15 protein-coding genes are annotated in these 16,180 nt (G+C 36.1%); 14 read left to right on the top strand and 1 reads right to left on the bottom strand.

The genetic code is table 11. The features are described from left to right. Positions 1-228: 228 nt before the first annotated feature. The 10 genes from AC07XN_RS17405 to AC07XN_RS17360 all read left to right on the top strand — a co-directional run bounded on the left by AC07XN_RS17405 (position 229) and on the right by AC07XN_RS17360 (position 12,242). Entirely contained in the window at positions 229-3,399 is a 3,171-nt protein-coding gene (locus AC07XN_RS17405; protein ID WP_309913897.1) for a SusC/RagA family TonB-linked outer membrane protein, read from the top strand. 64 nt (positions 3,400-3,463) lie between these two features. Next, a complete protein-coding gene (locus AC07XN_RS17400) occupies positions 3,464-4,933 on the top strand; it encodes a SusD/RagB family nutrient-binding outer membrane lipoprotein (protein ID WP_494743981.1) in 1,470 nt (489 codons plus the stop codon). Positions 4,934-5,007: 74 nt separating this feature from the next. Beyond that, positions 5,008-5,865, top strand: a complete 858-nt coding sequence (locus tag AC07XN_RS17395) for a BT_3044 domain-containing protein (protein ID WP_494743980.1) — start codon at positions 5,008-5,010, stop codon at positions 5,863-5,865. A 102-nt stretch (positions 5,866-5,967) separates the two neighbouring features. Further along, positions 5,968-7,683, top strand: a complete 1,716-nt coding sequence (locus tag AC07XN_RS17390; RefSeq protein ID WP_494743982.1) for a GMC oxidoreductase — start codon at positions 5,968-5,970, stop codon at positions 7,681-7,683. 95 nt (positions 7,684-7,778) lie between these two features. Then, positions 7,779-8,699 carry a sugar phosphate isomerase/epimerase family protein gene (locus AC07XN_RS17385; RefSeq protein ID WP_494743979.1) on the top strand — a complete coding sequence of 307 codons (921 nt, stop codon included), beginning with the start codon at positions 7,779-7,781 and terminating at the stop codon, positions 8,697-8,699. Between the two features lie 127 nt (positions 8,700-8,826). Further along, a complete protein-coding gene (gene tsaE / locus AC07XN_RS17380) occupies positions 8,827-9,270 on the top strand; it encodes a tRNA (adenosine(37)-N6)-threonylcarbamoyltransferase complex ATPase subunit type 1 TsaE (protein WP_309913913.1) in 444 nt (147 codons plus the stop codon). Positions 9,271-9,325: 55 nt separating this feature from the next. Continuing rightward, positions 9,326-10,546, top strand: a complete 1,221-nt coding sequence (locus AC07XN_RS17375; protein ID WP_309913916.1) for an alanine dehydrogenase — start codon at positions 9,326-9,328, stop codon at positions 10,544-10,546. A gap of 193 nt (positions 10,547-10,739) precedes the next feature. Then, positions 10,740-11,141, top strand: coding sequence for a hypothetical protein (locus AC07XN_RS17370; RefSeq protein ID WP_309913919.1), 402 nt, complete (start codon positions 10,740-10,742; stop codon positions 11,139-11,141). Positions 11,142-11,334: 193 nt separating this feature from the next. After that, complete coding sequence (locus tag AC07XN_RS17365) at positions 11,335-11,538, top strand: hypothetical protein (protein WP_309913921.1); 204 nt, start codon at positions 11,335-11,337, stop codon at positions 11,536-11,538. Positions 11,539-11,576: 38 nt separating this feature from the next. Continuing rightward, a complete protein-coding gene (locus AC07XN_RS17360; protein WP_494743978.1) occupies positions 11,577-12,242 on the top strand; it encodes a Crp/Fnr family transcriptional regulator in 666 nt (221 codons plus the stop codon). On the opposite strand, the gene xerD is transcribed toward AC07XN_RS17360, so the two are convergent. Beyond that, positions 12,232-13,152, bottom strand: a complete 921-nt coding sequence (gene xerD, locus AC07XN_RS17355; protein WP_323246116.1) for a site-specific tyrosine recombinase XerD — start codon at positions 13,150-13,152, stop codon at positions 12,232-12,234. The genes AC07XN_RS17360 and xerD overlap by 11 nt on opposite strands. Positions 13,153-13,300: 148 nt before the next feature. Here xerD and aroQ point away from each other — a divergent pair, with 148 nt between their 5' ends. The 4 genes from aroQ (at position 13,301) to AC07XN_RS17335 (ending at position 16,118) form a co-directional block, all read left to right on the top strand. After that, entirely contained in the window at positions 13,301-13,726 is a 426-nt protein-coding gene (gene aroQ, locus AC07XN_RS17350; protein WP_309913929.1) for a type II 3-dehydroquinate dehydratase, read from the top strand. A 91-nt stretch (positions 13,727-13,817) separates the two neighbouring features. Then, complete coding sequence (locus AC07XN_RS17345) at positions 13,818-14,864, top strand: aminotransferase class V-fold PLP-dependent enzyme (RefSeq protein ID WP_494743977.1); 1,047 nt, start codon at positions 13,818-13,820, stop codon at positions 14,862-14,864. A gap of 5 nt (positions 14,865-14,869) precedes the next feature. Next, complete coding sequence (locus AC07XN_RS17340) at positions 14,870-15,445, top strand: MarC family protein (protein WP_309913936.1); 576 nt, start codon at positions 14,870-14,872, stop codon at positions 15,443-15,445. Positions 15,446-15,479: 34 nt separating this feature from the next. Continuing rightward, positions 15,480-16,118 (top strand): ribonuclease H1 domain-containing protein, encoded by a 639-nt coding sequence (locus AC07XN_RS17335; protein ID WP_494743976.1) that lies wholly within the window; start codon positions 15,480-15,482, stop codon positions 16,116-16,118. The last annotated feature ends 62 nt before the right edge of the window (positions 16,119-16,180 follow it).

Raw genomic sequence — 16,180 nt, 5'->3', positions numbered from 1 at the left:
ACATTGTATTAATCTAATTAAGGTTATTACATCATCAACCAAAACTAAAAAAACATTTCTCTTTGCTTCTTTTAAGGATCAATGGTAATAAAATATGCCATGTTCCAAGCATTTCTCGTTTTTTTAGGTATCATAAAAATACCCAATTATGTTTAGGGTAAATTGAAATCGATTACATATTTGTTTGTAATATATTTATTTTTTAATCAACCAAAACTAATCAAAGAAATGAGAAAATTTCTACTCATTACCTCCGTGTTTCTGTTGGCTTTAATCGGGCAAACCTATGCTCAAGATAGGTTAATTACAGGAAAAGTGACAGCAACAGAAGATGGTTCTCCATTACCAGGAGTTAGCATTACTGTCAAAGGGACTTCAAGAGGTACTACTACAAATGCTGAAGGTGTTTTTAAAATCAGTGTAAGTAATACAGCATCTCTAACCTTTTCTTTTGTAGGTTTCGACTCTAAAACAGTCGCTGTGGGTGGACAAACCACTATTAATGTTGCACTAGGGGCAAATACATCACAACTTCAAGAAGTAGTAATTACTGCTTTAGGGGTTTCTCGTCAAAAAGAATCTTTAGGCTATAGTACAACAAGTGTGAAAGGTGGAGAGCTTAATCAAGCTAAAGCAGTATCTGTAGCAAGTGCTTTACAAGGTAAGGTGTCAGGTCTTCAAATTAATACTGTTAATAATGGTGTTAACCCTTCAAACCGTGTTGTTTTGCGTGGTAACCGTTCATTATTAGGAAATAACGAGGCACTTATTGTAGTAGATGGTACAGTTGCGCCTTCAGATGTATTGAATTACTTAAACCCAAATGATATTGATGATGTAACTGTATTGAAAGGTGCTAACGCTGCTGCTCTTTATGGTTCTGATGCATCAAACGGTGCTTTAATTATTACTACAAAGAAAGGTTCTGCTGGAGCTCCAAAAATTTCAGTATCTAATACTACTTACATCGAAGAAATTAGCTTCATGCCTAAGTTACAAGAAAGATTTGGTAGTGGTACAGAATCTTATAGCCGTACTTACATCCCTTTTGAAAACCAATCTTATGGCCCAGAATATACTTCAGGTTCAGTACTTGTTAGTCCAGGTGGTATGCAATCAGGTACAAGTGTTGACTTAGGTATGCCTTTAGAAGATGGAACAATTCAAAAAACTCCTTATTCTTACAAAAAGGATTCAAAATTAAAATCTTACGATAAAGGTGTTACAACCCAAAGTGCAGTATCTCTTTCTGTGGGAGATAAATCAAGTACTTTCTTTATTTCTGCTCAACAAAACAATACTAAAGCGATTGTTCCGGGCGATGTGAAAAATCAAACTACTATTCGTACAAATGCTTCGCACGAGTACGGTAAGTTTAAAGGTGCTTTCAACATTGGTTACACTACTAACACGATTGATTTCACTACTTCAGATTTTTATAACAATATCTTAAACACAGGTGGACAAGTACCTCTTGATCAATATAGAAATTGGAGAGATTTTAAAAATGCAGATGGTTCATTAAACTATGCGAATCCAAATAACTATTATAATGCTTATTTCTACTCGCCTTTCTTCTTCAAAGATGTAAACCGTAGAAAAGAAGTTAATACTAACTTAACAGGTAACGTTGAACTTGCTTATAAAGCTACTTCTTGGTTAAGTTTCTTGGGTCGTGTGGGTATTACAAAAAAAGATTACAACGGTAAATATTACCAAGAAAAATTCAAATATAGTGCTTATGCTAAAAGCGTAGCAGATTTCTCAGAAGCTCAAAATGATTTGAATGGAAATGCCTTTGATTATAATTCAAGCGAAACGCGTTTAAGCTCTGACTTCTTCTTAACGGTTGATAAGAAAATAGGTAAATTTTCTGGAGTATTTATCGCTGGTATCAATAATAAAGAAACTACTATCAAAAACGTAAGTACAGGTGCCAATTCATTAGTTGTACCAGGTTTATATAACGTAGGTAACCGTATTGGTGAAGCAGGTGCTGGTGAAAGTGACTTTAAAAACCGTTTGTTCGGTGCTTATGGTGATTTGTCTATTACTTACAATAATTTCCTTTCATTACACGTATCAGGTCGTAACGACTGGTCTTCATTATTAAGCAAACAAAACCGTTCATTCTTCTATCCAGGTGCTGACGTTTCTTTAGTATTAACTGAAGCTATTCCAGCAATGAAAGAATTAACATTCTTGAGTTTTGCTAAACTTAGAGGAGCTGCTACTAAAGTAGGGGGTATCAATGTTGGTCCTTATGCACTTCAAACAACATTTGGAACAGGTAACTTCCCTTATGGTAGCTTAGCTGGTTATTCAGTAGGTAATACATTGCCAGATCCGAACTTAACACCTGAATTTACAACTTCGTATGAAGTAGGTGGAGAATTTGGGTTCTTGAATAATAGAGTGAATTTAGAAGTAGCTTACTATACTCAGAAAACTACAGGTCAGACAGTTACTATTTCTACTTCACAAGCTACAGGTTATAACGGAGCTTTGATTAATGCTGGGACAATGCAAAATACAGGGTTTGAATTAGATTTGAAAACTACTCCAATTAAATTGGCAAATGGTTTCAAATGGGATTTCAACATTAACTTTAGCCAAGTAGATAACAAAGTCCTTGAGTTATACCAAGGTATTAACGAATTGAATCTTTCTAACTATTATGGTTTAACAAGTGATGCTTCTTTAGGACAAGTATTTGCAACAGTAGGAGAGCAATATCCATTAATTAAAGCAATTGCTTATAAGCGTGATCCACAAGGTCGTGTTATCGTAAACTCTGAAACTGGTTATCCATCAGTTGCTACTGGTTTGAAAACTATTGGTCAGACTAACCCTAAATACAGATTAGGATTAACAACAAGTTTGAGATATAAAGGATTTGGATTTAATGCTGTGGCTGAATACCGTGGCGGAAACTATGTGTATCATGGTTTAGCAAGTACAATGTGGTTTACAGGTGTTGCCGAGGCTACTGCAGTTTACGGTCGCGAACGTTTTGTATTCCCTAACTCAGTAATTCAAAATGCTGATGGTTCATATACACCTAATACTACAGTTACTGTAAAAGATGGTGGTTTAGGAGCTTGGGATAGTAACCTTCGTCGTTATGGTGAAAACTTCGTAACAAGTGCTGCATTCTGGAAACTTCGTGAAATTGCTATAACTTATGATGTACCAAAGAACATCTTAGCAAGTACTAAATTTATTAAAAGTGCTTCAGTTGGTTTAGTAGGTCGTAACTTAATTACTTTGCTTCCTAAAGAAAACGTTTACACAGACCCTGAATTTGCTAATACAACTACAAATGCAGTTGGTTTGAATAACACAGGACAGACACCTCCAACTCGTACTTATGGTTTTACGGTTAATTTAGGATTCTAAATCAAAATATTAAGTTAAATACTTGTCATTCAGATAAATATTTTACGTTAAATAGAAATTCAAGATGAAAAGAAAAATATATTCAATCCTTACCGCAACGGCTCTTTTATTTTTAGGAGGTTGTACAGGTGATTATCTAGATATTAACGATAACCCAAATCAGGCGGTATCTTCAACACCAGAACTAGTATTATCCAATGCATTAAATACGACAGCTGGTAGATTAACGCACAACCAAATCGGTAATTTCTTCGGAGGATACTGGGCTCCGTCGGGTAGTTATTCAGGGTTTATTGAAGAACGTCAATTTGACTACGGTGCTACTTATGGTACAGGTGTTTGGAACAGTTGCTATGATAACTTAACTGACTACAAGTATATTGTAGATAAAGCAGATGCTCAGAAATGGAAAGCTGTTTCTGGAATTGCTAAAGTAATGATGGCATACAACTATCAGATATTAGTTGATGCTTATGGGAATATTCCTTTCAGCGATGCTTTGAAAGGTACAGCCTCAATTCGTCCAAAATATGATGATGCCCAAGCAGTTTATAATGGTTTAATTACATTATTAGATGCCGCATCTACTGATTTGAAAGTAGCCATTTCTGGAGATAACCCAAGCCCTGCTGGCCAAGACATCGTTTTTAAAGGTGATTTGACTAAATGGAGAAAATTTGCTAATACGCTTAGATTGAGAATTTTAATGCGTCAAACTAATGTGACAGGCAAAGATTTAAAAACTGAAATTGCAAAAGTAGTTGCTGAAGGTGCTGGTTTCCTAGGTGCTGGTGGTACTGTAAATTCAACGCCTGGTTATTTGAAAACAGCAGGTAAGCTTAATCCATTCTGGGAAAACTACGTGCAAAATGCTGCAGGTAGTGATGCTGGTGCTAAACAAGCTTATGTTTGTTCAGACTTTTTTATCACTACTATTCAAGATGTGTTGAAAGACCCACGCTTACCACGTTTGGCTGCTAAAAACAATGCTGGTATTTATGTTGGTGTGCCACTTGGAGATGGAAACGATGCCAATCTTTTCCCTAAACGTTCATGGTTTGGCCCTGCTATTATCAAGTCGTTTGATCAACCAATGGTTTTAATGACGGCTGCCGAGAGTTTCTTTTTACAAGCAGAAGCTATTCAAAGAGGTTTTATGACTGGCGATGCTAAAGCTACCTATGAAGCTGGTATCACTGAAGCCTTTACTGCTGCTGGTTTAACAGCTGCTGATGCGGCGGGGTATTATGGGTCTAGCATTGTAAATGCAAACTGGGCTAATTCCCCAGATAAGATTGAGGCTATTATTACTCAGAAATGGGTTGCAATGTTTAGTTTGACAGGTTTTGAAGCATGGAGTGAATTCCGTAGAACAGGTTTCCCTAAAGTACCTTTGGCTACTAAAGCTGTACAAGCGAAAGCTCCAGCTCGTTTGTTCTATCCAACTTCTGAAATTGCAACAAATGCAGATAACGTGGCAGCACAAAATGTTACTAGTCAATTTGATAACAAAATCTTCTGGGCTAAGAAATAAATTAATTTGAAAATTTGAGTGAATTATTACTCAAGTGGTCACATTTACTCAATTATAACATTAGCAATTACAAAATGAAAAGAATAATAAAAACAGGTCTGATACTTTTCGCTTCAATTATCGGGCTAAGCAGTTGTTTAGAGGACAAAGGCTATACAGACATCATCAATGGTGTCGGAGCAGAACCAATCGTTAGTATTTTTGGAAATGCAGGTGGATCTTTACAAACAGGACTATTTAAAATTGATACATTAGTTGAGGTAAAATACTTGGTTAATTTAGGCTCTGTTAATCCTTTAGATAAAGATTTATCATTAACAATTGGAGTTACTACCGCTGCAACTGATTTCTTAAAATCAACCAATGCTAAAAGAGCAACTACTGGAGATGATCCTTACGAGGCTTTGCCTACATCGGCTTACACATTTGTGAATCCTGTAGTGATTAAAGCGGGTAAAAGAGATGATACGTTAAAAGTACGAGTGAAACTTCCTAAAACACTTGATTTCTCTAAAGAATATGTAATTCCAGTTGGTATTGCAGATGCAAGCGGTGTTAAAATCAGCTCAAACTTAGGATTTATGAACATCTTTGTTGGTGGTACTCCTAACAAGTATGATGGTGCTTATCACTCTACAGGATATTTTTCTCACCCTACATCACCACGTGATATTGACAGAGATAAAACCTTAAAGACTATTGATAAATCTACTTCTGAAACTGAATTTGCAGATTTAGGATATACCATGTGGTTGAAAGTGAATAAAGATAACACTGTAACAATTATTCCTCAAGGAACTGCTGCTACTTTGGCTGGTCCTTTTGAGCAAACAGGCGTAAATAAATATGACCCTACAACTAAAACATTTACATTGAATTATCAATATAATGTTGGAACACGTGTCATATCTGAAGTAATTAAGAAAAAATAATTTTTTGTATTTTACAAAAAAGGGTCGCCCAACAGCGACCCTTTTTTTATGGCATTTCATCATTTTTATGCTAAATTGACGTATAAAATCAACCAGCTTATAATGTATCTAAACGGAATAGCTTCAAAAAAAATAACGTACGATGCCATCGTAATTGGCTCTGGAATCAGCGGTGGATATGCTGCAAAGGAATTGTGTGAGGCAGGGTTGAAAACGCTTGTATTGGAACGTGGACGAGATGTAAAACATATCCAAGACTACCCAACTGCAATGACTGACCCTTGGGATTTACCACATCATGGTAAACTAACTCAGGAAATGGTCAGCGAAAACCCTATCGCAGATCGTTGCTATGCTTTTGATGAAGCGACTCAACATTTCTTTGTGAAAGATAAAGAGCATCCGTATATCCAAGAAAAACCTTTTGACTGGATTAGAGGCTACCAAGTAGGCGGGAAATCTTTGCTATGGGCAAGACAAACACAACGCTGGAGTGACTATGAATTTGAAGGACCTGCTCGTGATGGTTTCGCTGTAGATTGGCCTATTCGTTATAAAGATATTGCTCCGTGGTATAGCAAAGTGGAGAAATTTGTAGGGATTAGTGGCAATAAAGATGGCATCAAGAGCTTGCCTGATGGTGAATTCCTACCTGCTTGGGAATTAAATTGTTTAGAGAAGCATATTCAGAAAAGTGTAAAAGAAAATTATGCTAACAGGCAGGTGATTATTGGACGTTGCGCACATCTTACTAAGCCCAATCCAATTCATTTGGCACAAGGGCGTGGTCAATGTCAGGCTCGACATTTATGTTATCGTGGTTGCCCTTTTGGTGGATATTTTAGTTCCAATTCTTCCACGCTCCCTTGGGCTGCAAAAACAGGAAACCTAACGCTTCGCCCGTATTCAGTGGTACATTCAATCATTTACGATGAGCAAAAAGGAAAAGCCAAAGGTGTAAGAGTGGTAGATTCACAGTCAAAGGAAATACTGGAATTTTATGCAAAAATCATTTTTGTAAATGCCGCTACTTTAAATACTAACTTGATTTTGTTGAATTCTACTTCAAATCGTTTTCCAAACGGTTTAGGAAATGATAATGAGTTAATGGGTAAGTACGTGGCTTTCCATAATTATCGTGGTTCAGGTGGAGCTACTTTCGATGGTTTTGAAGACCAATATTATTTAGGTCGAAGACCTACTTCTGCTTTTATGCCATCATTCCGAAACCTTGAAAAGCAAGAGATGGATTTTCAGCGTGGATACATGGTAGCATTTTCAGCCTCGCGAGCAGGTTGGCAACAAGATATAAGTCAGCCTACTTTTGGAGAAGATTATAAAGCAAAAGTTACCAAAGCTGGGCAGTGGGGAGTATTTATTATGATGCAAGGAGAAACAGTACCTCAAAAAGAAAATCATCTTAGACTAAGTGCCGAAAAGAAAGATGAATGGGGCATTCCACAATTGATTACGTCGATTGGGTACGATACTGAAAACGATGAGAAAATGATTAAAGATTTTCATGAGCAAGCTACAGAAATGCTAGAAAAGGCAGGATGCAAAAATATTTATATGTCGGATAGCAAGCAGGCTCCGGGGTTAGATATTCATGAAATGGGTGGCGTACGCATGGGAAAAGACCCCAAAACATCATTGTTGAATAAGTTTAATCAATTACATACCTGTAAAAATGTATTTGTAACAGATGGTGCCTGTATGCCTTCAGTGGGTAACCAAAATCCATCGCTTACTTTTATGGCACTTACGGCTCGTGCGGTAAATCATGCTGTAGAAGAGATGAAGAAAGGGATGTTATAATAAGTAATTTTACCATATAGTATAAACTCTTCGATGGATTCTCTAATTTTACTTGAAAATTACTAAAGCCAATTTAATAAATATACTATCATACAATGCATCAGTTAGGATTTGTGAGTGCTATTTTAGCGGATCATACTTTAGAACAAGTAATAGATTTTGCTTCAGAGAAAAACTTTAAATGTGTAGAAGTAATGTGCTGGCCAGCAGGAAATGCTGATGCCCGCAGATATGCAGGCGTTACGCACATTGATGTAGATACCCTAGACGACGCACAGATTGCGCATATTAAAAACTATACAGCCGAAAAAGGTGTATTTATTTCTGGATTAGGGTATTATCCTAATCCGCTTGATCCAGATATTGATAAAGCCAATTTTTATGTAGACCATATCAAGAAAATCATCTTGGCAACTGCCAAATTGGATATTCCTGTGATGAATACTTTTATTGGTAGAGACCCTTCTAAAAATATTGCTTACAACTTAGATAAATTCAAGGAAACTTGGATTGATATAGTGAAGCTGGCAGAGGAAGTAGGGGTGAAGATTGGGATTGAAAACTGTCCGATGTTTTTTACTAATGACGAATGGCCAGGGGGTAAAAACTTAGCTACGACACCAGCTATCTGGGATAAAATGTTTGACATTATTCCTTCGTCAACATTAGGGTTAAACTATGACCCTTCGCATTTGGTGTGGCAAATGATGGATTATACGCGTCCACTATATGATTATCGCGACCGCCTACATCATATTCACTTAAAGGATGCGAAAGTATATCCTGACAAACTAAATAGAGTAGGTATTATGGGTAATCCTTTGGAATATCATTCACCAAAACTACCGGGTCTAGGAGATATTAATTGGGGAAAATTCTTTTCTGCTTTGAACGATGCTCGCTATCGTGGACCAGTTGTTATAGAAGTAGAAGATAAAGCATATGAAGGGACTGCCGAAGATGTAGAGACGGCCATCTTAACAGCAAGAAACTATTTGAGTCAGTTTTTAGGTTAATAATAAGAATTCTGTTAACTGTAATCCCAAGCGATTACAGTTAATACATAAATCCATAAGTTTAGAGTATTCAGCTTTTTGCTTAAAATCAATAAAAGCTCGCTACTCTTAGCTTAAAGCCATAAAAATGAGTAAAAACGTAAGCAACAGCAAAACAATAGAATATACGTCACTGAAAGATATTAACAAAGCAGCACAAGCTATTTTGGCTTTTGGGAAAAGCACACCGATTTGGCTTTTTGAAGGGCAAATGGGTGCTGGGAAAACCACGTTGATAAAAGCCATTTGCGAATGTATGCTAGTAAATAGTCATGTACAGAGTCCAACTTATTCATTGGTAAATGAATATGCTACTACACGTGGCGAAAACATTTACCATTTTGATTTTTATAGAATTAAAAATGAGGAGGAGGCAATGGACATAGGTGTGGATGATTATTTATACTCTGGTGATTATTGTTTTATTGAATGGCCATCAAGAATAGAAAACCTCTTGCCATCTAAGCACTTGAAAGTGAATATTGAAGTAGATGAAAATGGTAAAAGAGTGATAAATTTGTTAAAAGTTTAAGATTATCATTGATGAATGACTAGTTCATTCTGATAAATGAAATTCAGCAATCAAAATGGCTCAACCTTCAGGATTTAAAGAAGTACTTGCTCAGACAGGCTTAATGACACAAGAGGCGTTGGTTTGGACAAAACAAAATGCAAAAAGCCTGTTTATAGGCCTTCCTCGGGAAGTGTCTATGCAAGAGCATAGGATATCACTTACACCAGATGCCGTTGGTTTATTAATCAGAAATGGGCATAGAGTGGTCATTGAAACTGGGGCAGGTAATGGTGCAAAATTTACAGATAGCCAATACTCTGAGGCTGGTGCACAGGTAGTTTATTCAACCGAAGAATTGTATAAAGCTGATGTTATTGTAAAGGTTCAGCCATTAACCGACCTTGAAATTGAATATTTACAGCATGGTGCTACGGTGGTTTCTTCCTTAAATATGTCGAAACTAACGAAAGAATACTTCGAGAAGCTAAACCGAAAAAAAATAACAGGACTATGCTATGAATATATCGAAGACAATGCTGGCGGAATTCCGATTATTAGGGCGATGTCTGAAATAGCAGGAAGTACGGTGATGTTGATTGCGGCTGAGTATTTGAGTAGTGGGAATGATGGCATGGGTGTTATTCTAGGAGGAATCACGGGAGTTCCACCAACTAAAGTAGTGATTTTGGGTGCGGGAACGGTTTCAGAATATGCCGCCAGAATAGCCATAGGCTTAGGGGCAGATTTAAAGGTGTTTGATAAAGACATTTTTAAACTTCAACGCTTGAAATACTCGGTAGGTCAAAATATTTATACCTGTATTATCGACTCGAATGTTTTAACACAAGCGATTCGTGATGCTGATGTGGTAATTGGTGCTTTACGTGCGGAGGATGGTTTTACGCCTTGTATCGTCACAGAAGAGATGGTATCGATGATGAAGCCTAATTCTGTCATTATTGATGTTTGCATTGATAGCGGAGGGTGTTTTGAAACGTCTGAAATTACTACGCACGACCAACCAATATTCAGAAAATATGATGTAATTCATTATTGCGTGCCTAATATTCCTTCGAGGGTGGCTCATACGGCTAGTCAGGCGTTGAGTAATATTTTTACTTCATTCTTACTTAAAACAGGTAAGACGGGAGGGATTGAAGAAGCCATTTTTGCGAACAAAGCATTTATGAAAGGGGTTTACTCTTTTAAAGGAAGTTTAACAAATGCGACTGTCGCAAAGAAATTTGGTTTAAATTATAAAGATTTAAGTTTGCTATCCGCAGCGAGATTTTAGAAGAGATGTTAGATAAAAGAAGCTAGACACTAGATTTTAGACACAAGAAGAAAGACGTGATGACAGAATTCTAGTTTAAATAAAAATAGAGGTATAAGATGTTAAATTAACAATCAAACCCTTAAGTCAATAATCTAAGGTCTAGTATCTTAAGTCTAAAATCTAATGTCTTGAGTCTATAAAATAAAAAACAATGATAGAAGATTACACAGCCATATCCAATGCTCCGAATTCTCCTGATTTAAATGGGAAATATTTGGGCATTATTTCAGCAGATTTTGCATTAGTTTCTGAATTTTTAAAGGAAGCATCTTATCAAATCAGAACGAGGGGATTTTCTAAGTTTCCAATTTTTGCCGTTTCGCAAAACCCTGTTCAAATAGGACAGAAGTTAATTGGGATTCATGAGATGAACCAAAATACATGGAATTATCATGCCTCATTTGTAGAAGAATTTCTACAAAGAGGGATTATTGCTGAGGAGAATGTAGAAGTATTTCAAAGCAGCTATAAAGACCCAGATGAGTATTGTTGCCTTTTCGTATTAGACAGAGATTTTGCTAGTTTTATTTATATTCCCTTCCCAGAAGACTGATGATAGGGAATTTGTTAGCATAATGGAAAAATATAACTATATAAATAAAAAAAATAATTATACAAATAATTTAGATTATTAAACTACGTTTACTAATTTTACAACCTCAACCACTAAAGCTTATTTATGGTACAATAATTGGAAGGTTGTATAAAGAAATAAGCATGTATAATCATTTAAAATATTAACCATTATGTTAAACCCAATCTTAGGCATCGGCTCTCGTATCCGCCATACGGACTATGGAGATGGCGTAGTTGTAAATTTGAAATCTACTGGCTACGTAATTACATTTACACAAACGGATTCAAAAGAAATCAAATTCGATTATCCGCTTGAAATTATTGAAGAAGTAGAAAGAGATAACGATCTTGTTACATATCTAATGTGGAACTAATAGTTATTTTGAAATCTAAAATGTTTTAACTTTGTTAGATGCTGAGTATAGTTGTTAAACTAAGCTCAGCATTTTTTATTTGTAATACATTAAGACGATTAATAGGTATGGTAGCTTTTCCTTTTGATAAAACTAATCTGGTCAAAGAGTCGATTTTTAAACTTGCTAATTTCTCAACAGAAGAATGGGAGTATTATAAACAACTCCTTGAAGAAGTTACATTTTCTAAAAAAACCTTTTTGACGATGAGGGGAGAGGTAGAAAAGTACGCTTATTTTATCATAGAAGGGGCTGTGAAATATGAAGCCTATACGCACGATGGCAAAAGTATTTGTGTTGATTTAGGCTTTAAAGGAAGTTTTGTTAGTTCATTTGCTTCTTGTTTATCCCAACAAGTTTCAAATATTTCAATTCAAGCAGTGACGGCTGTAAATGCTTTTAGGTTATATTACCCTAAAGTGTTGGAGTTGATGGAGCAATCAAAGAATGCAGAACGTTTTCATCGATTAATTGCAGAACAACTGTATGTGAGAGAGAGCAAACGGACTTATTCACTGATTTCGAAAAATGCCGAACAGCGATATTTATATTTATTAGAGAATCAGCCAGATGCCCTCAGGCTGATTGCTGTGAAAGATTTGGCTTCTTATTTGGGCATTCATCCCGATAGTTTGAGCCGTATACGTCATCATATCAAACTTTAAGATGTTTTTTACTTCTTGGATGAAAATCAACAATGGTTTGTTGTAAATATTCTCGGTCGAGGTGGGTATAAATCTCCGTAGTAGTAATAGATTCATGTCCAAGCATTTCTTGAACAGCACGCAGGTCGGCTCCGCCCTCAATTAAGTGCGTAGCAAATGAATGCCTAAAAGTATGGGGACTAACATTTTTTTGAATACCAGCTTGTGCCACTAAATCTTTGATAATAAGGAAAATCATTACCCTTGTTAGCTTGTTTCCTCGGCGGTTCAAGAAAACATAATTGCCCGCTTCCTCTTTGATAACCTGATATTTTCGGATTTCTTCTAGGTAAATTTGAAGATAATGAATGGCATCTTTACCAATAGGCACTAGCCTAACTTTGTTGCCTTTACCGATAATTCTGATAAAACCAATATCCAGGAAACACTCTGTTAATTGCATTTCTACCAATTCAGAAACCCTTAGACCAGAGCTGTAAAGTACTTCCAGTATGGCTCTATTTCTCGCTCCTTCGGGAGTAGAAAGGTCAACGATGGATAAAATCGTCTCTATTTCAGGAAAAGAAAGCGTAGGAGGTAATTTCCGTCCGATTTTGGGAGAAGCAATCAAATCCATAGGGTCGGTTTTGATGACATCTTCTAATAAAAGATATTTAAAAAAAGCTTTAAGACCAGATAGCATCCGAGCTTGTGAAGTAGTCTCTAAGCCCAATTCACCCAGATAAGTAAAGAAATTAAAGATGTGGGTATCGGTAACCGTAGTCGGGTTAATGTCATTTTCACCAGCAATATCAAGATATTCCCACAACTTTTGAACATCACGCAGGTAAGCTTCAATGGAATTTTCAGAAAGAGAACGTTCTAAAGTAAGATAGCTTTTGAAATTTTTTAGATAGCTTTGCCATACCATAAGAAATATCGGTTGGGATTTATTGAATAGAAAGTCGGTAAAAATTAAAATCTTGATTTTAATACCGCAGAATTAATTCAAAGATACTTAAAAACCATTTGCGAAGCATTGCTTTACAGAGTAGGAATAACCATTCATTTAAAAAACAATGTCAAAGAAACAAATTATCATTATCAATGGCCCAAACTTGAATTTATTGGGCAAGCGTGAACCAGAAATTTATGGTCATCAAACTTTTGAGCAATATTTTGAAGTATTAAAAGATAAGTACTCAGATAAGGTAGATTTAGTATATTTCCAGTCGAATCACGAAGGTTTTTTGATTGATAAAATTCACGAAATAGGCTTTTCATACGATGGTATCGTCTTGAATGCGGGTGCTTTCACACACACATCAATTGCGTTGGCTGATGCCATTGCTGGGGTAAAAACGCCTGTGGTAGAAGTGCATATTTCCAATGTTCATAAGCGTGAAGAGTTTCGCCACCATAGTTATATCAGTAAAAATTCAATTGGTATCATCATTGGTTTTGGTTTGCGAGGTTATGATTTTGCGATTCAAACATTTTTATAAGATTGGGTAGACGTGAGGCATCATCATAAAATCACGACTATCAAAAATTAACACCGTTAACAGTTGGGCGATTTCGGCTAACATTAAGTCAATGATTACTTTTTATCCTGGACCTTCAAAAGTATATCCGCAAGTAGCAAACTATATGCAAGAGGCTTTTGAGGAAGGCGTTTTGAGTATCAATCATCGCAGTGCTGAATGCATGGCAATTACTAAAAGTGCGATTCAGCTTTTGCATGAAAAATTGAATATTCCTACTGACTATAGCATTTACTTTGTTTCTTCGGCAACAGAGGCTTGGGAGATAATCGCTCAGTCGCTTACTTTAAAAAGCTCTACACATTTTTATAATGGTGCTTTTGGTGAAAAATGGGCAGATTATAGTAGTAAAATCGTAAAGAATGTAGACAGAATATCATTTGCTGTAGAAGAAATACCCTCGGTAAATTTATCGCTGAATGCAGCGGTAGAAGTGCTTTGTATGACACAAAACGAAACATCAAACGGTACACAAATCAGAGATTTGAGCACTTTTAGAAAGACTTTTTCAGAGAGTATTATTGCGGTAGATGTTACTTCATCTTTAGGAGGAATTGAGTTAGACTGGCACAATGGCGATGTTTGGTTTGCATCGGTTCAGAAATGTTTAGGCTTGCCTGCGGGTATGGGGATTATGATTTGCTCGCCGAAAGCCCTGCAAAAAGCCGAGCAGATTAATGATAGAAAATACTACAATAGTCTGTTATTTATGCAAGAAAATTTTGCTAAAAATCAAACTCATTATACGCCAAATGTGCTAAGTATTTATTTGTTGAATAAAGTTTTAAGTGATATTTCGAATATTTCTGAGATTTCAAGAAAAATAAAAAAACAAGCAGAAGATTGGTATAATTTCTTCAATGATAATGATAAATTTGGTCTAAATTGTTTAGTGCAAAATATTGATATACAGTCGGATACTGTAATTGCTATACAAGGGACAACAGAGCAAATTAAAGCGATAAAAGAGCGAACTAAAATAGCAGGGATAACGTTGGGGAATGGCTACGGTACTTGGAAAAATACAACTTTTAGGATTGCTAATTTTCCAGCGATTGAAGCATTTGAAATTAGTAAACTAAAAGAAATTTTATATTAAAATAGATGGCATTAAATTTTAAAGAAATCATTTCGGTTTCACTCATTCTTTTTTCGGTCATTGATATTCTAGGCTCGATTCCTGTTATTATTGATATTCGTAGGAAAACAGGCGATATTCATGCAGAACAAGCTACCTTGGTTTCAGGCGGAATTATGGTCGGCTTTTTATATGTCGGGAAGTCAATCCTGAACCTTTTTGGCGTTGATATCAACTCATTTGCCATTGCTGGGGCTTTAATCATTTTCTTGATTGGTCTAGAAATGACACTCGGTAGAAGTATTTTCAAATCAGAGGAATCGACAGGAGGAGCCAAAGCTGCTTCAATTGTGCCCTTAGCTTTTCCAGTAATTGCTGGGGCAGGAACAATGACTACTATTCTTTCCTTGAAATCTCAGTTTGATGAAATCAATATCCTAGTAGGCATTTTACTGAATCTTGTATTTATCTACACTGTTTTGAGGGCTTCACAATGGATTGAAAACCGTTTAGGACAAGTAGGTGCTAACGTGCTGAGAAAGGTGTTTGGCGTAATTCTCTTAGCTATCTCAATTAAAATAATTAAGTCGAGAATTGGATAATTGTTTTTGACGACATTAAAAGAATCTATTAACATTGGCAAAGAAAGCAAAATTTTATGTAGTCTGGAAAGGACGAAAAACGGGCGTTTTTGAAACTTGGGCAGAAGCAGAGGAACAAGTAAAAGGTTTTGAGACTGCTCAATATAAATCTTTTGAAAGTAGAAAAGAGGCAGACGATGCCTTCAAAGGTAACTATTGGCAATCTGTACAAAAAACACAAAGTGCTGCTACTGGTAAGTCGGGCAAGTCGTCGGCATTGGTTGGCAAACCTATTGCTGAAAGCATTTCTGTAGATGCTGCCTGTGCAGGTAATCCAGGCAAATTAGAATATCAAGGCGTAGAAACAGGTACAAAACGAGTATTGTTTTCTATGGGCCCTTTTCCAGAAGGAACGGTAAACATTGGTGAGTTTTTAGCCATTGTTCATGGGTTAGCTTTTTTGCAAAAACATAATTCTACTTTACCAATCTATTCAGATTCTAAAACAGCGATTAGTTGGGTAAAGAACAAAGCCGTAAAAACGAATCTAGAGCGGAATGCTAAGAATGAAGAGCTATTTCAGCTCATGGAAAGAGGTGTACTTTGGTTAAAGAATAACCAATACCCTAATAAAATCTTGAAATGGGAAACGGAATTTTGGGGAGAAAACCCTGCTGATTATGGGAGAAAATAGGTTTTTAAATCCTAAATTTTAATCTTCAACCTTATTATTAGCGGGCGACTTAAGTCGCCCGC

This window comes from Arcicella sp. GW458-12-2-14-TSB2 (genome assembly GCF_059423785.1).
This window is presented reverse-complemented; position numbering and strand designations above follow the sequence as displayed.